At 63.3% G+C, this 21,654-nt stretch carries 22 protein-coding genes; 18 read left to right on the top strand and 4 right to left on the bottom strand.

What is annotated here, in order from left to right; genetic code table 11:
• Position 1 precedes the first annotated feature (1 nt).
• Genes HKD24_RS01380 through HKD24_RS01420 form a run of 9 tightly spaced genes read left to right on the top strand, consistent with a single transcriptional unit; the run spans position 2 to position 8,454 of the window.
• Positions 2-778: an N-formylglutamate amidohydrolase gene (locus HKD24_RS01380; RefSeq protein WP_194258662.1), complete on the top strand. Its 777-nt coding sequence runs from the start codon at positions 2-4 to the stop codon at positions 776-778.
• The gene (locus HKD24_RS01385; protein ID WP_194258663.1) at positions 775-1,614 is read left to right on the top strand and encodes a shikimate dehydrogenase; all 840 of its coding nucleotides are present in this window, start codon (positions 775-777) and stop codon (positions 1,612-1,614) included. The genes HKD24_RS01380 and HKD24_RS01385 overlap by 4 nt, the downstream gene beginning before the upstream one ends.
• Positions 1,611-2,216: a dephospho-CoA kinase gene (gene coaE / locus HKD24_RS01390; RefSeq protein ID WP_194258664.1), complete on the top strand. Its 606-nt coding sequence runs from the start codon at positions 1,611-1,613 to the stop codon at positions 2,214-2,216. Before HKD24_RS01385 ends, coaE begins: the two co-directional genes overlap by 4 nt.
• Positions 2,213-2,899, top strand: coding sequence for a DNA polymerase III subunit epsilon (gene dnaQ / locus HKD24_RS01395; RefSeq protein ID WP_194258665.1), 687 nt, complete (start codon positions 2,213-2,215; stop codon positions 2,897-2,899). The genes coaE and dnaQ overlap by 4 nt, the downstream gene beginning before the upstream one ends.
• Positions 2,899-3,819 (top strand): glycosyltransferase family 9 protein, encoded by a 921-nt coding sequence (locus HKD24_RS01400; protein ID WP_194258730.1) that lies wholly within the window; start codon positions 2,899-2,901, stop codon positions 3,817-3,819. The genes dnaQ and HKD24_RS01400 overlap by 1 nt, the downstream gene beginning before the upstream one ends.
• A 36-nt stretch (positions 3,820-3,855) precedes the next feature.
• Positions 3,856-4,905 (top strand): glycosyltransferase, encoded by a 1,050-nt coding sequence (locus HKD24_RS01405; RefSeq protein WP_194258666.1) that lies wholly within the window; start codon positions 3,856-3,858, stop codon positions 4,903-4,905.
• Positions 4,905-6,665, top strand: coding sequence for an asparagine synthase (glutamine-hydrolyzing) (asnB, locus tag HKD24_RS01410; RefSeq protein WP_194258731.1), 1,761 nt, complete (start codon positions 4,905-4,907; stop codon positions 6,663-6,665). Before HKD24_RS01405 ends, asnB begins: the two co-directional genes overlap by 1 nt.
• Positions 6,666-6,693: 28 nt before the next feature.
• Positions 6,694-8,013: a dihydroorotase gene (locus HKD24_RS01415; protein ID WP_194258667.1), complete on the top strand. Its 1,320-nt coding sequence runs from the start codon at positions 6,694-6,696 to the stop codon at positions 8,011-8,013.
• Between the two features lie 45 nt (positions 8,014-8,058).
• Complete coding sequence (locus HKD24_RS01420; protein WP_062509312.1) at positions 8,059-8,454, top strand: hypothetical protein; 396 nt, start codon at positions 8,059-8,061, stop codon at positions 8,452-8,454.
• Between the two features lie 47 nt (positions 8,455-8,501).
• Here HKD24_RS01420 and HKD24_RS01425 read toward each other — a convergent pair whose 3' ends face one another.
• Positions 8,502-8,804 (bottom strand): hypothetical protein, encoded by a 303-nt coding sequence (locus tag HKD24_RS01425; RefSeq protein WP_194258668.1) that lies wholly within the window; start codon positions 8,802-8,804, stop codon positions 8,502-8,504.
• Positions 8,805-8,992: 188 nt separating this feature from the next.
• Here HKD24_RS01425 and HKD24_RS01430 point away from each other — a divergent pair, with 188 nt between their 5' ends.
• From HKD24_RS01430 to HKD24_RS01450, 5 genes are all read left to right on the top strand, one after another.
• Complete coding sequence (locus HKD24_RS01430; RefSeq protein ID WP_322783262.1) at positions 8,993-9,673, top strand: tetratricopeptide repeat protein; 681 nt, start codon at positions 8,993-8,995, stop codon at positions 9,671-9,673.
• Positions 9,673-11,085, top strand: coding sequence for a PQQ-binding-like beta-propeller repeat protein (locus HKD24_RS01435; protein WP_194258670.1), 1,413 nt, complete (start codon positions 9,673-9,675; stop codon positions 11,083-11,085). Before HKD24_RS01430 ends, HKD24_RS01435 begins: the two co-directional genes overlap by 1 nt.
• Before the next feature lie 4 nt (positions 11,086-11,089).
• On the top strand, positions 11,090-12,475 hold the full coding sequence (gene der / locus HKD24_RS01440) for a ribosome biogenesis GTPase Der (RefSeq protein WP_194258671.1): 1,386 nt from the start codon (positions 11,090-11,092) through the stop codon (positions 12,473-12,475).
• A gap of 137 nt (positions 12,476-12,612) precedes the next feature.
• Positions 12,613-14,025: a sugar porter family MFS transporter gene (locus HKD24_RS01445; RefSeq protein WP_194258672.1), complete on the top strand. Its 1,413-nt coding sequence runs from the start codon at positions 12,613-12,615 to the stop codon at positions 14,023-14,025.
• 4 nt (positions 14,026-14,029) lie between these two features.
• Complete coding sequence (locus HKD24_RS01450) at positions 14,030-15,418, top strand: MFS transporter (RefSeq protein ID WP_194258673.1); 1,389 nt, start codon at positions 14,030-14,032, stop codon at positions 15,416-15,418.
• Here the strand turns inward: HKD24_RS01450 and HKD24_RS01455 are convergent.
• Both HKD24_RS01455 and ubiA read right to left on the bottom strand, forming a co-directional pair.
• A complete protein-coding gene (locus tag HKD24_RS01455; RefSeq protein ID WP_194258674.1) occupies positions 15,387-16,055 on the bottom strand; it encodes a class I SAM-dependent methyltransferase in 669 nt (222 codons plus the stop codon). The genes HKD24_RS01450 and HKD24_RS01455 overlap by 32 nt on opposite strands.
• On the bottom strand, positions 16,052-16,969 hold the full coding sequence (ubiA, locus tag HKD24_RS01460) for a 4-hydroxybenzoate octaprenyltransferase (RefSeq protein WP_194258675.1): 918 nt from the start codon (positions 16,967-16,969) through the stop codon (positions 16,052-16,054). The genes HKD24_RS01455 and ubiA overlap by 4 nt, the downstream gene beginning before the upstream one ends.
• A 35-nt stretch (positions 16,970-17,004) precedes the next feature.
• On the opposite strand from ubiA, the gene HKD24_RS01465 reads away from it, so the two are divergent.
• From HKD24_RS01465 to HKD24_RS01480, 4 genes are all read left to right on the top strand, one after another.
• Complete coding sequence (locus tag HKD24_RS01465; RefSeq protein ID WP_194258732.1) at positions 17,005-17,757, top strand: 16S rRNA (uracil(1498)-N(3))-methyltransferase; 753 nt, start codon at positions 17,005-17,007, stop codon at positions 17,755-17,757.
• 67 nt (positions 17,758-17,824) lie between these two features.
• Complete coding sequence (locus HKD24_RS01470; protein ID WP_194258676.1) at positions 17,825-19,201, top strand: glutamate--cysteine ligase; 1,377 nt, start codon at positions 17,825-17,827, stop codon at positions 19,199-19,201.
• Between the two features lie 27 nt (positions 19,202-19,228).
• Positions 19,229-20,185, top strand: coding sequence for an iron exporter MbfA (gene mbfA, locus HKD24_RS01475; protein WP_041112190.1), 957 nt, complete (start codon positions 19,229-19,231; stop codon positions 20,183-20,185).
• A gap of 3 nt (positions 20,186-20,188) precedes the next feature.
• The gene (locus HKD24_RS01480; RefSeq protein ID WP_172493106.1) at positions 20,189-20,815 is read left to right on the top strand and encodes a LolA family protein; all 627 of its coding nucleotides are present in this window, start codon (positions 20,189-20,191) and stop codon (positions 20,813-20,815) included.
• Between the two features lie 4 nt (positions 20,816-20,819).
• Here HKD24_RS01480 and rsmI read toward each other — a convergent pair whose 3' ends face one another.
• Positions 20,820-21,653, bottom strand: a complete 834-nt coding sequence (gene rsmI / locus HKD24_RS01485; RefSeq protein ID WP_194258733.1) for a 16S rRNA (cytidine(1402)-2'-O)-methyltransferase — start codon at positions 21,651-21,653, stop codon at positions 20,820-20,822.
• Position 21,654 lies beyond the last annotated feature (1 nt).

The raw sequence follows: 21,654 nt of genomic DNA on the forward strand, positions 1-21,654 counted from the left end.
GATGTCTGCTCCCCTTCTTGGCGCCCATGATCCGGCGCCCTTCCTTCTTTTTCCTGAAAAGACGCCGTCCCCGTTTGTGTTCGTAAGCGACCATGCGGGGCGGGCAGTTCCGGATGCGCTGGGAGACATGGGGGTGCAGTCCGAGGACTGGGAGCGGCATATCGCCTGGGATATCGGCATCGTGGGCGTGGGACGCATCCTGCATGAGAGGCTGGGTTCGGCGCTGATCGAGCAGGTCTATTCTAGGCTTGTGATCGATTGCAATCGCGCGCCGGGCCATCCGACGTCCATGCCGCTTATGAGCGACGGAACGCCTGTGCCGGCCAATCAGGCAGCGCAGGCCACGTGCCGGGCCCGGCGGGAGCAGGAAATCCTGCATCCCTATCATGATACGATCGCCGAAGTTCTGGTGGAGCGCGGACCGCGCCCGACCGCGCTGATTGCCCTGCACAGCTTTACGCCGCAGATGAACGGGCAGGACCGTCCCTGGCAGATCGGGATTTTGCATAATCAGGACAGCCGCATGGCAGCCATTGCGCTGGATCTGCTGCGTGAGGATACGAGCCTGTGTGTCGGGGACAATGAGCCCTACGTTCTGACGGATACGTCCGACTATACGGTGCCGCGCCACGCCGAGGCGGCAGGGTTGCCGTATCTGGAAATCGAGATCCGGCAGGATCTGATTGTCGAAAAGGCCGGGCAGCGGGACTGGGCCGAGCGTCTGGCTACGCTCCTGCCGAAAGTCTGGGCGAGGCTGACGGAAGGAGCGGGCGCATGATTGACGGGCATACGAAACTCGCAGGCGTCATGGGATGGCCGGTGGAGCATTCGCGCTCTCCGCTGATGCATAATCACTGGTGCCGGGTGAATGGCGTGAACGGCGCTTATGTGCCGTTACCGACGCGCCCGGAAGGCTTCGATCAGGCGCTGCGCGGACTGGCAGCAGCCGGGTTTCAGGGCGTGAATGTCACCATCCCGCACAAGGAAGCGGCGATGCTGGCCTGTGATGAACTCACACCGACGGCCAAGCGGGCGGGAGCGGTGAACACGATCTGTTTCGTAGCTGGACGGATCATCGGTGACTGCACGGATGGGACGGGGTTCTGCGATAATCTGAGCGCGCATGACGTGGCGATTGCCGGTCGGGCTATGGTTCTGGGTGCGGGTGGTGCTGCGCGGGCCGTGGCGGCGGCACTTCTCGATCGGGGCTGCGAGGTCGTGATTGCGAACCGGACGCTGGAGCGGGCTGAGGCCCTGGTCGAGGCCCTTGGGGGCGGTGAGGCTGTGGCCTGGTACGAATGGCCGTCGCTGCTGTCGGGCTGTTCGCTTCTGGTGAATGCCACGTCGATGGGCATGGGCGGTAAGGCTGGCTTGGACTGGGATGCGGCGCTTCGTGAGGCCGCGCCGGGGCTGTGCGTGACGGATATTGTCTATACGCCGCGCGAGACGCCGCTTCTGCTGGCGGCTCAGGCGCGCGGGCTGCGAACCGTGGATGGTCTGGGGATGCTGGTTCATCAGGCGCGGGCCGGGTTTCGGGCATGGTTCGGCGTTGATCCGCAGGCCGACCGGACGACATTCGATCTGCTGGCAGCGAGCTTGCGCACTGACGCATGAAGATTATTGGTCTGACCGGGGGCATGGCGGCCGGGAAAAGCACGGTCGCCACGCTTTTCCGCAGGGAGGGCGTGCCGGTTTTCGATGCGGATGCGTGTGTTCGGGCGCTTCAGGGCGAAGGGGGGAAAGCTCTGCCGCTGATCGGGCAGGCATTTCCCGGAACCGTCGTTGATGATTGTCTGGATCGTGCGGCGCTGCGTGAGGCTGTGAGGGGGCGCCCCGAGGCGTTGAAGCGGCTGGAAGCCATCATGCATCCGCTGGTCCGGGCCGAACGCGAGCGGTTTCTGAAGCAGTGCCGGGCGCGACATGAACCGTTCTGCGTGCTGGATATTCCGCTGTTGATGGAAATTGGCGAGGACCGGCGCTGCGATGTGGTGGTGGTCGCTGAAGCTCCGATGGGGACGCGCCTGTCCCGGATCCGGCAGCGCGGTCGCAGTGGGGGATGCATGAGCGTGGCGGATGCCAAAGGATTGCTGGCGCGCCAGATGAGCGACCATGAGCGCAGACGCCGGGCCGACATCGTGATACGAACCGGCCTGTCGCGTGGGCAGGCCGTCAGGCAAGTCCATGCCCTGTTGCACCGGCTTCGTGAGGCGTCATGAAACGATCCATCCTGTTCGATACGGAAACCACGGGTTTTGACCCGGATATGGGCGACCGCATCATCGAGATCGCGGCGCTCGAACTGATCGACGATCTGCCGACGGGTGAGGCCTATCACGTTCTGATCCACCCCGAGCGCGACATTCCGGCCGAGGCGACCAAGGTGCATGGGTTCCGGATCGAGGATCTGGAAGGAAAGCCGATATTTTCCGAGGTGGCGGACGGGTTTCTGGAGTTCATCGGGAACAGTCCGATGATCGCGCATAATGCCCGCTTCGATTTCAAGTTTGTCAATGCGGAGCTGAAGGCGTGCGGTCGCGAGCCGCTCGATTACGCCAGCCGGGCCATTGATACGGTGGAAATGGCGCGGAAGAAATATCCCGGTCTGCCCGCCAGTCTCGATGCGCTGTGCCGACGTTTTGGCATCGACCTGTCGCAGCGTGGCACCCATAACGCGCTGCTGGACTGCAAGCTTCTGGCCGAAGTCTATGTCGAACTGATGGGCGGCCGTCAGCGCGGACTGGGTCTGGCGGGGCCGTCCCGCAGCCGCAGCATGACGGACGGGATCAATGCGCTCGCCAACCGCAAGCCGCGGAAGATGGCACCTCCGACAGCGGAAGAGCTTCAGGCGCATGAGGCGTTCGTCAGCACCATCAAGGATGCGGTCTGGCTTCGCGAATGATGCGGATCCTGTTCATCACGTCCAACCGTCTGGGCGATGCGGTTATTTCAACGGGTGTGCTGGATGCGTTGCAGAAGCGTTATCCGGCGGCGATGTTCACGGTGGTCTGTGGACCCGTGGCGGCGGGGCTTTTCGAGGCTGATCCGCGTTGCGAGCGCATCATCACCATGGAAAAGCGCCGGCATGACCGGCACTGGATTGATCTGTGGCGCGCCTGCTGCCGGACGCGCTGGTTCATGGTCGTGGATCTGCGAGGCTCGCTGATCGGGCTGACGCTGCGGGCGCGTCGTCGGATCATTGTGCGCGGCGGGCGCCGTCCGGGTCGGCGGATTGAGCAGCTTGGAGAAGCGCTCGGATATCGCAGAACGCCCATGCCGCGTGTCTGGATTTCGGAAAAGCAGCGGGTGGAGGCTGTTACGGCCTTGCCCAAGGGACAGTGGCTGGCGCTGGGACCGACGGCGAACTGGGAGGGGAAAATCTGGCCGTCCGAGCGGTTTGTGGAACTCGCACAGGCGTTGAAGGCGGAAAATCTGCGTCCCGTTGTGTTTTATGGTCCCGGTGAGGGGGAGCGCGCGCGGGCAGAGCAGGTGTTGAAGACGCTGCCGGATGCTCTGGACCTTGGCGGAGACAAATCGCTGGGCGAGGTGGCTGCGCTACTTCAGCGCTGCGCTCTGTTCGTAGGCAATGATTCCGGACTGATGCATCTCGCCGCTGCCGCGGGGACGCCGACGCTTGGGCTGTTCGGGCCGTCGCGGGCCTCGGAATACGCGCCGGCCGGGCGGCTTGCCCGGTTCGTGGAGGCGCCGGGTCCGGAGGGCCATGCGCCCATCGAAAGGCTGGGTGTTGCGGCTGTGCTGAAGGCCGCGAAAGAAATCCTGCGTGAAAAAGACGTATGTGTTCCGGACAGGCGTTCGGACTGACTTGATGCCCTGTCGGTCATGGCCGATAGAAGAAAGATGAAGTCTGCATCGTCCAATGGATACCGGGGTCGTGTGGCCCATGTGATGGCTGGGGCTCCCAGGGGCGGCGCGGAGCTTTTCTTCGAGCGTCTGACAATGGCCCAGATGCGCGACGGTCGCCCCGTTCAGGCGCTGATCCGGCAGGATGAAGGCCGGGTTGCACGGCTTGAGGAAGCGGGCGTTGAGACCCAGTCCTTCCGCTTTGGCGGGCTGCTGGATCTGCGGACCACACCGGGGCTGCGGCGCAGTCTCAAAGCGTTCAGGCCGGATGTTGTCGTTGCGTGGATGAGTCGGGCGGCGCGGCTGGTGCCGTCAGGGCCGTGGCAGATCGCCGGGCGTCTGGGGGGATATTACGATCTGTCGAATTATCGCCGCTGTGACCATTTGATCGGCAATACGCGCGGTCTGGCGGAGTGGATGCGGGCGCAGGGCTGGGCCACCGATCGTGTGCATCACCTGCCCAATTTCGCGACGGATTTTTCGTCCGTAACCCCGCAGCGGCCCGCGTTCCTGCCGCCGGACGTGCCATTTGCCCTGGCGTTGGGGCGGCTGCATGAAAACAAAGCCTTCGATGTGCTGATCCGGGCGATGAAGCATCTGCCGGGTGTGCATCTGGTGATTGCAGGCGAGGGGCCGGAGCGTCCTGCGCTTGAGGCGCTGGCGAAGGCGGAAAATGTTGCGGATCGGGTGCATCTTCCCGGCTGGATCGCGCAGAGTGGGCCCTGGCTGCGGGCATGTGATGTTCTGGTCTGCCCGTCGCGGATCGAGCCGCTGGGTAATGTCGTGATCGAAGCGCTGTCGGCCGGGGTGCCGGTTGTGGCGAGCAATATTCAGGGGCCGCAGGAAATTCTCCAAAGGACGCAGGACGGTCTGCTGGCCGAGGTCGAGAATGAGCGCGATCTTGCGGCGCAGATCGGAAGCGTTCTGGACGATGAGACTATGGCGCAAAACCTTTCCGTGAACGGGCGGGCGCGGTTCGAGCGGGAATTTGCCCAGGATGTTGTCATGGCACGATGGTCGGCTTTTCTGGACGGAGTGCGCGCCTGATGTGTGGAATTGCGGGTCTTTCCTGTCTGCCGGGGCATCATCCGGATCAGGACGCGCTGGAGCGCATGTCGCAGGCCATTTTCCACCGTGGGCCGGATGGGGAAGGGCGGCTGGACCTGGGCGGTGCGGCGTTGCGTCACCGTCGGCTGTCCATCGTTGATATCGCGGGTGGTGCGCAGCCCTTCAGGCTTGGCGCGGCGGCTCTGATTGCGAACGGGGAAATCTATAACGATCCGGCCATTCGCAGGCGCTTTCCCAAAACCTGTTTTCAGACCCATAGCGACTGCGAACCGCCTCTGCATCTGTGGCTGCATGATGGGGCGGGTTACACGCATGAACTGCGGGGCATGTATGCCATTGCGATCGTCGAGAACGAGCATGGGCGGCATGAGATGGTGCTGTCGCGTGATCCGTTCGGCATCAAGCCGCTCTATATCGCGGCGTATGAGGGCGGCATCGCGTTTGCGTCCGAGCCGCAGGCGCTGTTGGCGGGGGGCTTTGGCAAGCGCAGCATCCGGGATGGCGCGCGCGATGAGTTGATGCAGCTTCAGTTCACGACGGGGCAGGACATCATTTTCGACGGCATCCGTCGGCTTCTGCCTGGTGAGACGCTCCGGATCGTGGATGGGCGAATCGTGGAATCGCGCCGGCGGCATGTTCTGCATGAAGCGCGGGATACGGTTCCGGCCCGTCTGAGCGATGAGCAGGCGCTGGCACGGCTGGATACGGCGCTGCTCGACAGTGTGTCGGCGCATCTGCGGGCGGATGTGCCGCTGGGGCTGTTCCTGTCCGGCGGGATCGACAGTTCGGTTATTCTGGCGGCGGCGCATCGTCTGGGGCTGCCGCATCCGCGGACCTGGACGGCGCGTTTTGACGCAGGGGCTGCGGATGAATCTGCTGATGCTGCGGCCTTGGCGGCGTCTGTCGGAGCCGCGCATCATGTCCTGACGGTGACGGAAGAGATGGTCTGGCGCGATCTGCCATCCATCGTGATGTGCATGGATGATCCTGCCGCCGATTATGCCGTCATCCCGACATGGTTTCTGGCGCGTGAGGCGCGGAAGGATGTCACCGTTATTCTCAGCGGTGAGGGCGGGGACGAGCTTTTTGCGGGCTATGGCCGCTATCGGCGCGTCATGAAGCCCTGGTGGAAGGGCGGTCGTGCGCCGTATCGGTCCGGGACATTCGGCAAGCGTTTTGCAGAGCACGGGCGGCAGTGGCGGCGCGGGATTGCCATGACGGAACTGGCTCTCGGGGTCTCGGGGCTGGAAGGCGCTCAGGCGCTGGATATTGCGGAATGGCTGCCCAACGATCTGCTGCTCAAGCTTGACCGGTGCCTGATGGCTCATTCGGTCGAGGGACGTACGCCCCTGCTCGATCCGGTGGTGGCCAAGGCGATCTGGCCGTTGCCGGAGCACTTCAAGGTGCGGGATGGTTATGGCAAATGGCTGCTGCGGCGCTGGCTTCAGGATGCGCTGCCGCAGGCGCGTCCGTTTGCGCCGAAGCAGGGCTTTACCGTGCCGGTCGGCCCGTGGATCGAGAAGCAGGCGCACCGTCTGGGACCACTGGTCGCACGTCAGGCCTGCATCCGGGCCATGATGCCGGGACCGGATGTGGAGCGTCTTTTTGCGCGGGCCAGCCAGCGCGGTGTGGCGCGACAGGCCTGGACACTGCTGTTTTTCGCGCTGTGGCATCGTCATCATATCGAAGGGGTTCCCGTGGACGGGGATACGTTCGAAACTCTCTCGCGCACTTCATGAGTGTCTTACTGATTTGCAAGGACGGAACATGCATTACGATCTGATCATCCGCGGCGGAATCTGCGTTTTTCCATGGGGCGAGGCCGAAGCGGATATCGGCGTGCGCAACGGGAAGGTGGCGTCGCTGTCTGTCGGATCGGCGGATGAAGCGGACCGGGTGATCGATGCACGCGGTCTGCATGTTCTGCCCGGGCTGATCGACGCGCATGTTCATCTGCGTGATCCGGGCAAGCCCGAGGTCGAGACGCTCGAGACCGGCACGCGGGCTGCGGCGCTGGGCGGTATTGCGACGGTTTTCGACATGCCCAACACGTTCCCGAGTGTGACGGATGTGACGATGATCGACTGGAAGCGTGATCATATCCGCAAGACGGCGCATGTGGATGTCGGCATCTATGTCGGCGCGACGCGGGAGAACACGCCGGATCTGGCAATGCTGGAGCAGCAGCCGGGTGTGTGTGCGGTGAAGGTGTTTGCCGGATCGTCCACGGGCAATCTGATGATCGAGGACGATGCGGGGCTCGAAGCGGTCATGCGTTCCGGGCATCGCCGCGTGGCCTATCATTCGGAGGATGAATATCGCCTTCAGGCCCGCAAGCCGATGTTCCATGAAGGCCAGCCTTACGAAACGCATAGCGTCTGGCGCGATGTGGAATGTGCGTTCCTCGGCACGCGCCGTATCATGGCGCTGGCGCGCAAGACCAACCGTCCCGCGCATATCCTGCATGTCTCGACGGCGGAAGAACTGGATTATCTGGCGGATTACCGCGATATTTCCACTGTCGAGGTTCTGGTGAACCATCTCACGCAGGTGGCGCCGGAATGTTACGAAAAGCTCGGTGGTCTGGCCGTCATGAACCCGCCATTGCGGGACCGGTCGCACTGGGAAGCAAGCTGGCAGGCCGTGCGGGATGGTCGTGTGGACGTGGTTTCGTCCGATCATGCGCCGCATCCGCTTGAGGCCAAGCGGCTTCCCTGGCCGAAATGCCCTGCCGGTCTGACGGGGACGCAGACGATCGTGCCGGTCATGCTCGATCATGTGAATGCGGGACGTCTGTCGCTGGCGCGTCTGGTGGATCTGATGGCGGCAGGGCCGGCACGGGTTTACGGATTGCAGACCAAGGGGCGCATGGCAGTCGGATTCGATGCAGATTTCACGCTCGTGGACATGAAGGCCGAGCGTGAGATCACCAATGACTGGATCGTCACGCCGGCGGGCTGGACGCCTTTTGACAGAACGCGCGTGACAGGCTGGCCGATGGCAACGATCGTTCGTGGAACGGTCGTGATGCAGGACAATGAGGTCTCCGGTGGCCCGACTGGGCAGCCTGCCAAATTTGCGCCTTGATCTGGGCGTAGGGCGCGCAACGCTTCGAACAGGAAAGGGAGCTGTATGAGACGTTGCGTTGTCGCCATCCGTAAGGCGGCGCTGTTTGGTCTGGTGTTTGCAGGGATCGCCGGGGCCGGGTCGGCCAGTGCAGCCGAGGCGGCATGGACCGCTTCAAAATGTGGCGCCGAGCCGCAGGCGCCTGCGGTGAAGGCCGCGACGGTCGCGCAGTATAACGAGAGCGTGGATCGCGTGACGGCTTATGAAAAGGCAGCCCGCGTTTACAATGCCTGCGTCGCGGCTCAGGCCAACCGGGAAGAAACGGCCATCAGCCAGGAGGCGAGTGCGCGGATTTCCCACGTTCATGCGGGAAGCGCGGCTGTTCAGTCCCACATTGCGGCATCATTCCAGACGCTGTCTGCCAATCTGGCGGCTGCGGGACGCAAGCTCGGCCATCACTGAGCGATCGGCGCTTACAGGCTGTATCCTGAAGGTACGGCCTGTGATCTTTACTGGCCCATGCGCTCCTGATTCTGGGCTGGGGTCAGGGTTGTCGGGCCACCATAGGTCTGGCGGGCGACGTTGGGCATGAGATCGGGCCGCGCCCAGCAGGTCGTGCCCTCGAAACTTGTCGTGCAATATGGCTGGGGTGGGGGTGGCCCGACCGGCCGGGCGCAGAAACTTTCATCATCGTACAGATAGGCCGTGTTGCAGTCCTTGCCCGTGACGGCGGACGCGATGCGGTCCGGCGCACAGCCTTCAAGCGCGCAGAACACCAGGGGAAGCAGCAGGAGCGGGACGGGCTTTTTCATGGCGTTCAGAATGCTTCCCGAGCCGTTAAGGAAGTCTGAATGTCGGCCGGTTTTTCTGTGGCTGTACTGTTTTTCACAGTTCCGGTCCGCTTTGGCGCTTCAATGATCGTGTGAAGCGTTTGCCGCGACGGTTCGGCACCTGTATGGTCAGGCAAAACAGTTTGAAGACCGATCCAGCAGGGGACCAGGTGGCAGACGATTTCATCACGCAGGTGAACGAAGAAATGCAGGCGCAGCGGTTGCGGGCCATGGCACGGCGCATTGGCGCCGTGGTGGGTGTCGTGGCCGTGATTGGAGCCATCGGGGGTGGCGTGTGGGGCTGGAACAGCCACGCCCGCCATGCAGCACAGCAGGCGGCATCGGCGCGGTATTTTACCGCCACGACGGCCTTGACGGACCCCAAGCATGACGCCGCAGCCACCCAGAAGGCCACTGCGACCTTCCAGGATCTGGCGGACCATGGTCCTGTGGGCGTGCGCTCTTATGCAGCGCTGCGTCTGGCTGATCTGCAGAGCCAGGCCGGTCAGACGGACGCGGCGCTGAAGACGTGGCAGAGTGTGGCAGACGATGGGTCTGCCGAACCGGCCCTGCGGGACATGGCGCGCTATATGAGCCTGAATGCCCGGACCGCGAGCGCCGATCCGAAGACGCTGCGTCCGGGATATGAAGCTCTGGCGCAGAGCGGGGGTGCCTGGGCATCACTGGCTCAGGAAGGGCTTGTTGCGCTGGATCTGCGTTCCGGTGCGACAGCCGATCAGCAGAAGGAAGCCCGGCGCATCCTGACGCAGATCGTTGGCAGTGAAAACGCGACCGAAGGGGTGCGTGCACGTGCACAGGCCCTGCTCGAGACATTTGGAGACGCCGGTTGATGCGCCGTCCTGTTCTTTCCCGCTCTTCCCTTTCCATGAACCGCCCCATGGGCCGCCGTGGTCTTCTGCGGACGGCCTGCTCGGGGAGCGCCTTGGCCGTTCTGGGCGGGTGCAGCCTGTTCGAAGACGACAAGAAGCCGCCTCTGGCCGGGCATCGCGTGAATGTCCTCTCTACGGGCGCAGGGCTGACGGTTGATCATGACGATCACACGCCGATCACGCTGGGCCCTGTCCAACCGGTCCGCGAATGGCTGCAGGAAGGCGGACGTCCGTCCCATGTTGCCGTGAATGCGGCGTGGAATGGTCCGGATCTGGCCTGGAGCCATTCAGTCGGCGCGCAGACTGATCCGTCCAGCTTCCTGTCGATGATTGCCATCATGCCGACCAACCGTGGTGCGATCCAGTCGCCACCGGTCATCGGAAACGGTCATATTTTCACGACTGACGCACAGGGTGTGGTGAAGGCCTGGACATGGCCGGAGCGGCGTCATGTCTGGACCCGTCAGCCCGCCACGTCCAAAAGCCGCTCGACCAATATCGGTGGTGGCCTCGCCCTCGATGGGGACACGCTCTACATCGTGGATGGTGTGGCACAGGCCCTGGCCGTTGAGGCCCTGACCGGCAAGGTGAAATGGCGCATCAGCACCGGAACGCCGGGTCGTTCCGCGCCGACGATCGCGGAAGGTCTGATGATCTTCGGCACGATTGACGAGCGTCTGATCGCGCTGAACGCCAATACGGGCCACCAGGTCTGGACGTATCAGGCCACGGCCTCCGATACGGTTATCTTCGGTCAGTCTGCACCGGCCTTCGTGGATGGTGTCGTGCTTGCCGGCTTCGGCAGTGGCGATCTGGTGGCCCTGCGTGCGGCCTCGGGCGAGGTGGTCTGGAGTGACAGTCTCGGCGGCTCCAACGGCATGGGCGCCATGCTCGATTTCTCCTGCATTCGGGGCGCACCGGTCATCATGGATGGGACGGCCTATGCCGTGTCCATGTCCCGCGTGCTGGTGGCGATCGACATGCGGTCAGGCCGTCGTCTGTGGGAACGTGAGGTCAGCGGGCAGAGTCCTATGGCGATCTGTGGCGACTGGATGTATGTCCTGTCCACGGATCAGCAGATCGCCTGTCTGGATCGTCTGTCCGGGCATGTGCGCTGGATCACCCAGCTGCGTCGCTTCATTCGTGAGGATGCGGAAAAGGACGCGATTGCCTGGGTGGGCCCGCTTCTGGTGAACGGCAAGCTGATCTGCTTCTCCACCTTTCCGAAAGAAGGCATGGCTGTCCTGAATGCCGTGACCGGGAAACTTGAACTGACCCGCAAGACCACCGCCCCGTGTCAGGTTCAGCCGATCGTCTGTGACGGTCATGTGCTGACCCTGTCCCAAGACGCCGTTCTGCGGGCCTATGGCTGAACGAATGACCTCTGAAAACCTGCCCGTTGTTGTTATCGCCGGGCGCCCGAATGTCGGGAAATCCACTCTGTTCAACCGGCTTGTCGGCCGCCGTCAGGCGATCGTCTCCGACATGCCGGGTGTCACGCGCGATCGCAAGGAGGGCGAGGCCCTTCTGCGCGGCCGCCGTGTCCGGCTGATCGATACGGCCGGGCTGGAGGAAGCGGCGCCGGATACGCTGTACGGGCGGATGCGGGCCTCTTCCGAATCCGCTGTTGCCATGGCGGATCTGGTGCTGTTCTGCATCGACGCACGTTCGGGCATCACGCCTGCGGATGCGCATTTTGCGAGCTGGCTGCGCCGTCAGAACCGGCCGGTTCTGCTGATCGCGAACAAGGCGGAAGGGCAGGCCGGGACGAATGCGGCTCTTGAAGCCTATTCGCTGGGATTGGGCACGCCTCTGGCACTGTCCGCCGAGCATGGCGAAGGCATTGCCGATCTCATGGGTGAGATTGCCGAGCGTCTGCCGCCTGCGGAAAAAACCCGCCGTCGTGAGGCCCCGAAAGCTGAAGGTGAAGACGGGGAGGACGAGCGTCCTGCCGGTCCGCTGCGTCTGGCGATCATTGGTCGTCCGAATGCGGGCAAGTCCACGCTGCTGAACTGTCTGTTGGGCGAAGAGCGGATGATTACGGGGCCTGAAGCGGGCCTGACGCGCGATTCCATCACCGTCGAACTGCATGACGAGCAGGGCCCCATCCAGCTGGTTGATACGGCCGGGATGCGCAAGCGCGCCCGCGTCGAGCAGCATCTGGAGAAAATGTCGGTCTCGGCCTCCATCGAAGCCCTGAAAATGGCGGAAGTGGTCGTGTTGGTGATTGATGCGACGCTTGGCGTGCATGAGCAGGATCTCCAGATCGGCCGCCTGATCGAGCGTGAGGGACGGGCCTGCGTCATCGCGCTGAACAAGTGGGATGCTGTCGAGGACCGGAACGCGACCAAGAAGGCGATTTTGGACCGTCTGGAAATCTCGCTGGCACAGGTTCGTGGTATTCCGGTCGTGACATTCTCGGCACTGACGGGCGCGGGCGTGCACCGTCTGCTGCCTGCCGTGCGCAACGTCTATGAGATCTGGAACTCGCGCGTCTCCACGGGCGAACTGAACCGCTGGTTCGAGGATGCTCTTGAGCGTCATCAGCCGCCGCTCGTGGACGGACGCCGTCTCAAGCTGCGTTACATGACGCAGGTGAAGGCCCGCCCTCCGACATTCCTGCTGTTTGGCACGCGGGCAGAACAGTTACCCGATTCCTACAAGCGCTATCTGGTTAACGGACTGCGCGAAACATTCCATATGCCGGGCGTTCCGGTGCGTCTGCAGCTGCGTGGAACGAAAAATCCTTACGCGGAAAAGTGATTTTCTGTTCGTTTGGATATAGACCACACCCCTGATGGATCATTAATACAGGACCGGCTACTTCCGGTTTCGGAACGTTTGGTCCTGTACCCCTCGATATGAAGAGGGACTGTGTTTCGGGTGAGGTGACTACGGGTATGGCTGGGATTGCTTCGTCTTCCAGTGAGGGGCTGTCCACGGACCAGCCCCGCAGCACGGCACGGGCGACAACCCTTGGTATTCTGGCAGCGCTGGCCGGGCTGATGTTCGGTCTTGATACCGGCGTGGTTGCTGGTGCGCTGCCTTTCATTGCGACCGATTTCCATGCGAGTGACGCCCTGCAGGGCTGGATCGTCTCGTCGATGATGGCCGGGGCGACGGTCGGGTCGCTGTTTGCCGGGCGGATTTCGGTGCGGTTCGGCCGGACGGGCGCCATGCTCGGGGCGGCGATCCTGTTCCTGATCGGGACATTGTTCTGCGCTCTGGCGCCGGGTGCCGCGATCATGATCGTAGGCCGTCTTTTCCTGGGACTGGCGGTCGGTGTGGCTGCCTTTGCTGCGCCACTCTATATTTCTGAAATCACGGTTGAATCCGTTCGTGGCGCCATGATTTCGTTCTACCAGCTCATGGTGTCCCTTGGCATTTTCCTCGCTTTTGTCTCCGACAGCCTGCTGGCTCCAGGCGGGCACTGGCGCTGGATGCTGGGGGTCATGGCCGTACCAGCCAGCTGTTTTCTCGGCATTGTTCTGATCCTTCCTCATAGTCCCCGCTGGCTCATGATGCGTGGCGAGAAGGACCGTGCGCGGCGAGTGTTGCAGAGCCTGCGATCCGACGAAGAAGTGGCTGAAGCCGAACTGGTGGATATCCAGTCGCGCCTGCAGAAGAGCAGCGATGCTGGCGTGGGACTTTTCAAAAGCAATCCCAATTTCCGCCGGACGGTTTTCCTGGGGATGCTGCTTCAGATCATGCAGCAGCTCTCGGGGATCAATGCGCTTCTGTATTATGCCCCGCGCGTCTTTCAGGCGGCGCATTTCGGGACGAATGCCTCGATCTGGGCTACGACGCTCGTGGGGCTGACCAATATGGCGCTGACGGGTGTGGCGATCGCTTGTGTGGATCGGTGGGGGCGGCGTCCACTTCTGATTCTGAGCTGCGCGATTGCGGCATTTTCGCTGGCCGGGGTCGGAACACTGCTGGCTGTCGGGGCATCGAGTTTTGCGTCCCAGCTGCTGCTCTGCGGGTTTGTCCTTCTGTTCGTGGCAGGGTTTGCCATTGGTGAGGGCCCGCTGGTCTGGACATTGTGCTCGGAAGTTCAGCCGACGCGCGGGCGGGACTTTGGCATCGGCTGTTCCACGGTGACCAACTGGGCCGCCAACTGGGTGATTTCCAACCTGTTTCCGCTGGGTATGGCCATGATGGGAGCGTCCACGACGTTCCTGATGTTTGCTGTCTTCAATGGTCTTTTCATTCTTGTGACCCTATGGTTCGTTCCGGAAACGAAAGGCGTCTCGCTCGAAAGGCTTGAGGCCAATCTTTTTGCAGGCACCCGCCTGCGTGATCTGGGACGCTGAGACGATGACGGCTACGACGGAAGACGGTCCGCAAGAAGAATACGATCCGCAACGCCATGCCGGGCTGTACGGGGCCCAGCGCCTCAAGGCGATGTCGGCCGTACTGCTGGCCCTGCTTCTGTCGGTGCTGGATTATGCGATTGCCAATGTGGCCCTGCCGCTGATTGCGCAGGATCTGCATGCGTCGTCTTCGCGGGCCATCTGGGTCGTCAATGCCTATCAGCTCGCCAATCTGTCCTGCCTTCTACCGCTGGCGTCCCTCGGGTCACGTGTCGGATTTGCGCGACTGAGCCAGCTTGGAATTTTTCTGTTCCTGATCGCATCCGTGGCCTGTGCGCTGTCGCAGAACCTGCTGGAACTGACGCTGGCCCGCGCCCTGCAGGGTATGGGCGGCGCCTGCATCATGAGCGTGAACATCGCGCTCGTCCGCTTCATCTACCCGCATAAGGAACTGGGGCGCGGGATTGCACTGAACGGGCTGTTCGTTGGGCTCGGTGTGGCGCTTGGCCCGTCTCTGGGGTCGCTCATCCTGTCCGTGGCGAGCTGGCCCTGGATTTTCTGGATCAACCTGCCGCTGGCCCTCGCGGCTCTGGCTCTGGCCCATGCCGCACTGCCGCAGACCCCGCGGAGCGATATTCCGACCGATATGGTCGGCTCTCTTCTGACGGTCGCTTCATTTGCGTTGACCGGCGTTGGTCTGGACGGGCTGATGCACGCCGATTTCCTGTCGGGCGGCGTCGTGACAGTTGCGGGCGTGCTGTGCTGGGCCATGCTCCTGCATTACCAGCGTGAGCGGCTGGAGCCGATCGTGCCGGTCGATCTGCTGGCGCGCAGGCCGTTCCTGCTGGCCTGTCTGGTCGGGTTTCTGGGCTTCGTGGCCTCCAATCTCTACATCGTGGCCATGCCGTTTACACTGGCATCCGCATTCCATCGTGGTGCCGGGACGATCGGTCTTCTGATTGCGCCCTGGGCTGTGGGTGTGGCGACAATGTCGTTCGTGGTCAGCCGTCTGGCGGACCGTTTTCCGGCTTCGATCCTGTCCTCGATTGGTCTGGCCATCACGGCAAGCGGGTTCTGCCTGCTGTGGTTCCTGCCGACGGATGCCAGCAACTGGGCCATCGCCTGGCGGACGCTGTTTGCCGGATGCGGGTTCGGGCTGTTTCAGCCGCCCAATAACCGCGCCATCATGGTCACCGCACCTCCCGGACGTGAGGGCGGGGCGAGCGGTATGCTCTCCGTTGCGCGTCTGGCGGGTCAGACGAGCGGAGCCCTGCTTGTGGCTGGACTGTTCACGGTCTTTCCCCACCCGGCCTTCATCTGCCTCGGGGCTGCGATGGTTGCGGCGCTAACGGGATCTGCGCTCAGTCTGGGACGGAAATATCTCGCAGCCTGAAAAGTGTGGTGGCGCGCTGATCCGCGCTTTCCAGCTCCTGCGTGACGGGAACGGTCTGGCGCGTCAGGACTTCGAGCGGCATTGACGGGGCGTAGTGCCGGCCCGGATCGCAGAGCCAGACTTCGCAGGTTTTCGAACACTCCAGCAGCCATGGCACGATCCGCGAGGCCATGGCCTCGTTGTAACAGACGTCTCCGATCACCAGCAGGTCACAGTCGGGGATCGTTCCGATCAGATCTCCAGCGACAGGCCCAATGGTGACGTTATTCAGGCTGGCGTTGAGGACCGTGGCTTCGAGTGCCATCGGATCAATGTCATTGGCCTGCACGCCGGACGCACCCGACATCGCGGCTGCAATGGCGGCAAGTCCACATCCGCAGGCCACATCCAGCACGCGGCGTCCGCGGACATGCCCGGGATTGTCGAGAATGAAGCGTGCGATGAGCTGGCTGCCGGGCCATGCGAAGGCCCAGAAAGGCGGCTCAATGCCGATCTGTTCGAGATAGACTTCGCTGGCCTGCCAGATGGGCGTGATTTGGGTCGCCAGATGCAGGGAAATCTCCGGCACGAGCGTGGCCTGTGCGATGGCGGTGTTGTCGCGGATGAAACCGGCGGGATCGCTCAGGGCCGTGCTCATCCGAAAAGTCTTGCGGCGACAAACCCTGCGGCCAGTACGAATCCGATGGGCACGTTGCGGCGGAACTCCCTGAGGCAGGCCGGGGCGTCATACGGGTTCAGTACGCGGACCTGCTGGAGCAGCATTGCGGTGGCGACAGCGAGGAACGGCCAGAAAGTCCAGTGCAGATGGGCGTGGATCGCGACGAGGGCCAGTGCCAGCAGCATGAGGGTGTAGCAGGTGGCTATGAACGGGCGGGCGCTCTTTTCCATCAGGCGGGAGGTGGAGCGGACGCCGATGCGGGCGTCGTCGTCCATGTCCTGAAAGCCGTAGATCGTGTCGAATCCGAGTTGCCAGAGAATGACGGCGCCGTAAAGCAGCAGGCCGTTGCCATCCAGTGTGCCGGCGGCTGCGGCGTAGCCCATGGGGGCACCGAATCCGAAGGTGAAACCCATGACGAGTTGCGGCCACCAGGTGACGCGCTTGGCGGCCGGATACAGGGCAACGAGCAGGAGCGCGATCGGGGCGAGAGCCCAGCAGACGGGCGGCAGGCACACGAGCACGCCCAGCCCCATCAGCAGCAGGACGGCCAGAAGGAGCAGGCCCTGTTTCAGGGAGAGTGCGCCGCTGGCGAGCGGGCGGCCTGCGGTGCGGGCGACTTTGGCGTCGATGTCGCGGTCCCAGATGTCGTTCACGACGCAGCCGGCCGAGCGCATGACGAGCGAGCCGAAGGCGAACAGGGCCGTGTCGATCAGGCGCGTCTGAAGCGACGCGTGGGGTGCAAGGAACAGGCCCCATACGCCGGGCAGGAACAGGAGCCATGTTCCGACCGGACGGTCGAGACGGGCGAGCAGGGCATAGGAGCGCCATGGCTCGGGCAGGCGCGCAATGCGGCCGGTCAGCTGGATATCGGTATGGGCGCGGGTCTGGCTCATGGGAGATGTGATGCTGCGCGGACATGCTTCCGTCAATGGGCGAGGCGCGCTATCGGAAAAGGATGAGCCGATCCGACCCCCGTCTTTACGTCCCTGCGTCTGAAACAGCCTTCGCGGAAGGCCAGACCATCCCGCTTCCTCCCGGGCAGGCGCATTATCTGGGCAACGTCATGCGGCAGGGCGTGGGCAGCGCCGTCCGTGTGTTCAATGAGCGGGACGGCGAGTGGACAGCAGAGATCGCGGCCCTGAAAAAGGACAAGGGAAGTGTTCTGCTGCATCGCTGCGAGCGGACTGCGGTTCCGACGCAAGGTGTGGAACTGCTGTTTGCGCCGCTCAAGCGGGATGCGACGGAACTTGTCATCCGTATGGGAACCGAACTGGGCGTGACGCGCTTTCGGCCGGTCGTGACGGAGCGGACCAATACGCACCGGCTCAATCTGGAGCGGCTGTCGGTGATTGCGACCGAAGCGGCGGAGCAGTGCGAGCGACTAGATGTCCCGGAGATCCTGCCGCCTGAGTCGCTGCGGGTGCTGCTGGCGGAGTGGCCGGACGATTGTCCGCTGTTTGCCGCGCTTGAGCGTCGTCCGGGTGAGGGTGTGGCGGTGCAGGCTGCGGCCCTGCTGATCGGGCCGGAGGGAGGCTTCTCCGAGGCGGAAGTGGAGCTTCTGCGGCGGCATGCTGCCGTTCATGCACTCAGCCTGGGGCCGCTGGTGCTGCGGGCGGAGACGGCCGTGTGTGCGGGGCTGTCCCGTCTGGCGGCGAGGGCTGAGGATGCCGCCCGAGGGTGACAGAACCGTCGGACCTGCTACAGTTCAATCATTATCGAACAACGAATTCAGACCGAGGCCAAACGCCATGTCCAATCCCGGCACGTCCAATACTGCGTCGATCGAAAGCCGGGCGCAGCTCGTCGAGGCGATCGCGCGTGGTTGCAAACCGCAATCGGAATGGAAGATCGGTACCGAACATGAAAAATTCGGTTTTGTTCTTCCTCATGCTGCTGACGGACGCGAACCGCTCTCCCCGCCGCCTTACGAGCCGCGTGGAATCGGAGCCCTGCTGGAAAAGCTTCAGGGACCGGACTGGGCGCCGATCATGGACGGTGAGAACCTGATCGGTCTGAAAGGGCAGAACGCACAGGCAGGACGGGCGATCTCGCTTGAGCCGGCCGGACAGTTCGAGCTTTCGGGCGCCCCGGTTGTCTCGCTTCAGGAGACGGAAGCAGAAATGCAGGCGCATTTCGATCAGGTGCGTGGTCCGGCTGCGGAACTCGGGCTTGGCTTCCTGCCGTTTGGCTTTCAGCCGCTCTGGACGCGCGACGCGATGCCGTGGATGCCCAAGAGCCGCTATGCGATCATGCGCAACTACATGCCGAAAGTCGGTTCGCTCGGCCTCGACATGATGACGCGGACCTGCACGGTTCAGGTCAATCTTGATTTCAGCGATGAAGCCGACATGGCGCGCAAGATGCGGGTGTCGCTCGCACTTCAGCCCGTGGCGACTGCGCTGTTTGCGAACTCACCTTTCGTCGAGGGTAAGGCCAATGGCCTGCTGTCCAACCGGGCGCGGATCTGGACCGACACGGACAACCAGCGTTCGGGACAGCCTTCCGTGTTCTTCGAGGATGGGTTTGGCTTCGAGCAGTATGTGGACTGGGCGCTGGACGTGCCGATGTATTTCGTCTCGCGGGACGGAAAGAACATCGACGTTGCCGGTTGCTCTTTCCGTCGCTGGCTGGCGGGTGATGTTCAGGAACCGCTGAAGGGCCTGACGCCGACGGTCGGGGATTTTGAAGATCATCTGACGACGGTGTTCCCGGATGTGCGTCTCAAGCAGTTCCTTGAAATGCGCGGCGCGGATGCGGGCAAGCTGGAAATGATGGTGGCGCAGTCGGCTCTGTGGGTCGGCCTGCTTTACGATCCTGCCACGCTGGAAGCGGCCGAGAAACTGGTGCGTGAGCAGCCCTGGAGCGTGTATCAGCAGCTCCGCGCCGAAGTGCCGCGTCTGGGGCTGGATGCTGCGTTCCCGGGCGGTCTGAAGCCGTTTGCCAAGCGTGTGGTTGAACTGGCCGAGCAGGGTCTGCGGGCGCGTGTGCGCAATGAGGCCGGGTATCTCGACCCGCTGCACCTGATTGCGGATGGCGGTCCGAATCAGGCCCAGTACTGGCTGGATCTGTATAACGGTGCCTGGGGACAGAGCGTGAAGCCGCTCTTTACCGAAGCCGCCATCTGATTTTACGAGACGGGATCTGCTGCCTACGTGACGAAACTTTCCGATCTGACCGAACGCGAAATCCTTGCGCTGGCCATCGCCAGCGAGGAGGAGGATGGTCATATTTACGCGGATTTCGGCCAGATGCTGGCGGAGGATTATCCCGACAGCGCCGCCATTTTCCAGGACATGGCGGAAGAGGAAAACCACCATCGCCGCGCGCTGATCGATCTGTTCGTCCGGCGGTTCGGTAATCATATCCCGCTGGTCCGCCGGCAGGATGTGCAGGGGTTTCCGTCCCGCAAATCCGCCTGGCAGATGCAGAATCGCGGGATCGAGGCGATCCGGGCGCAGGCGGCCGACATGGAGCGGCAGGCGGCGCGGTTCTATCGTCAGGCCGCCGGGCAGACCAACGATGCCGAAATCCGCAAGCTGCTGGGCGATCTGGCGACCGAGGAAGACCGGCATCAGCGTGAGGCGCGGCGCCTGGAAGATGCGCATCTGAATGACAACACGCGTGACCGCGAGGACGAGCACAGCCGCCGGGATTTTGTTCTGCGGGTCGTGCAGCCGGGGCTGGTCGGGCTCATGGATGGCTCGGTTTCGACGCTGGCGCCCGTCTTTGCCGCGGCCTTTGCAACGCATAGTCCGCATGCGGCCTTTCTGGTCGGGCTTGCGGCCTCGCTGGGAGCCGGGATTTCCATGGGGCTGGCGGAAGCGCTGGCGGATGATGGCAAGCTGTCCGGGCGTGGGGCTCCGCTGCTGCGTGGTCTGATCTGCGGCGCCATGACCTTTGGGGGCGGGATCGGGCATACGTTGCCGTTCCTTGTGCCGGATTTCCATCTCGCCTTTGGTGTCGCGATTATTGCCGTGGCGATCGAGCTTCTGCTGATTTCCTGGGTGCGCTGGCGGTATCAGGACACACCGTTCGGATCGGCCATGGTGCAGGTCTTCCTCGGCGGGGCTCTCGTTTTTGCAACCGGTGTGCTGATTGGCAGTTCCTGAGACATGATGAACCGTTCTTTTTTCCGCGCTGCCGCTCTGGCGGCGCTGCTGCCCGTTGCACTGCCATCCATGGCTTTTGCGCAGGCAACTCCCGCCCAGCTTCGTCCTGCGGATCAGGGCTGGATTTCACGGATTGAGGACGCGCTGGGGCAGGTCACGACGCTTCAGGCGCGTTTCAGGCAGACGGCGGCGGATGGCAGCACGACGGTCGGAACAGCGACGCTCGACCGGCCGGGCCGCATGCGTTTCGATTACGACAAGCCGAGTCCGCTGCTGCTGGTCGCCAATGACGGGCGTGTGGTGTTTCAGGATCGCAGCGTCGATCAGGTCACGACCATTCCGCTGGACCGCACGCCGCTCGGGCTTCTGCTGCGTCCGGAACTCAAGCTGTCGGGCGATGTGACGGTGACGGGCTTCGAGCACAGTAACGGACAGATCCGGGTGCAGGTGGTGCGGACGCAGAGTGCGGGGGAAGGCACCCTGACGCTCGTCCTGTCTGATGCGCCGCTTGGTCTTCTGGGCTGGACGGTCGTGGATGCGCAGGGGCGCACGACCACGATTGCCCTGTCCGATGTGCGTCTGGGCGGGACCGTGCCTCAGTCCCTGTTCGTCCTGCCCAAGGCTGACTGAGGCTTCAGTCCTTCAGTTCGCGTGAAAGCTCCAGCGCGCGGGCATAGACCGTGCGTTTGGGTAGCTTTACGATTCCCGCCACGAGGGCGGCGGCATCCTTGACGGAATGGGTCGCCAGGGCTTCGCGCAGATGCGTGTCCAGATCGGCAGCGCCGCTGTCATCTTCGGCAGAGGGACCGATCAGAAGCGTGATTTCGCCCCGCGGTACGGTTGTGCGGAAATGTTCCAGAACCTCTGTGAGGGTGCCACGCACCATTTCCTCGAAGCGTTTGGTGAGTTCGCGGCCGACTGCGGCTTCGCGGTCCGGGCCGAAGACGTCAATCAGGTCTTCCAGTGTTTCGATCAGGCGGTGTGGGGCTTCATACCAGATCAGGGTGGAATGCAGTCCGGCCTGTTCAGCGGCGCGCAGGGTGGCGAAACCGGTCTTGCGGGCTTCGCTTCGGGGCGCAGGGAAGCCCAGGAACATAAAGGGCAGGGGCGGCAGGCCCGACAGCGTCAGGGCCGTGACGACGGCGTTCGGACCGGGAATGGCCGTGACATGGATGCCGGCCGCGATGGCCGCGCGGACCAGCCGGTATCCGGGATCGGAGACCAGGGGTGTGCCTGCGTCGGAGACGACCGCATAGCGTGCGCCGTCCTGCAGTTTTTCGATCAGGAACGGAGTGCGGTCCTGTTCGTTATGGTCGTGCAGTGTCCGGGTCGGTGTGGCAATATTGCGCGAAAGCAGGAGCTTTGCCGTGACGCGCGTGTCCTCGCAGAGGATCGCGTCCACGGTGTTCAGCGCCTCGATCGCGCGTTCGCTGATATCGGCTAGGTTGCCGATCGGCGTTGCAACCAAT

The sequence above is a fragment of the Gluconobacter vitians genome (assembly GCF_015244565.1).
In the GTDB taxonomy this organism is placed as follows: Bacteria; Pseudomonadota; Alphaproteobacteria; order Acetobacterales; family Acetobacteraceae; genus Gluconobacter; species Gluconobacter vitians.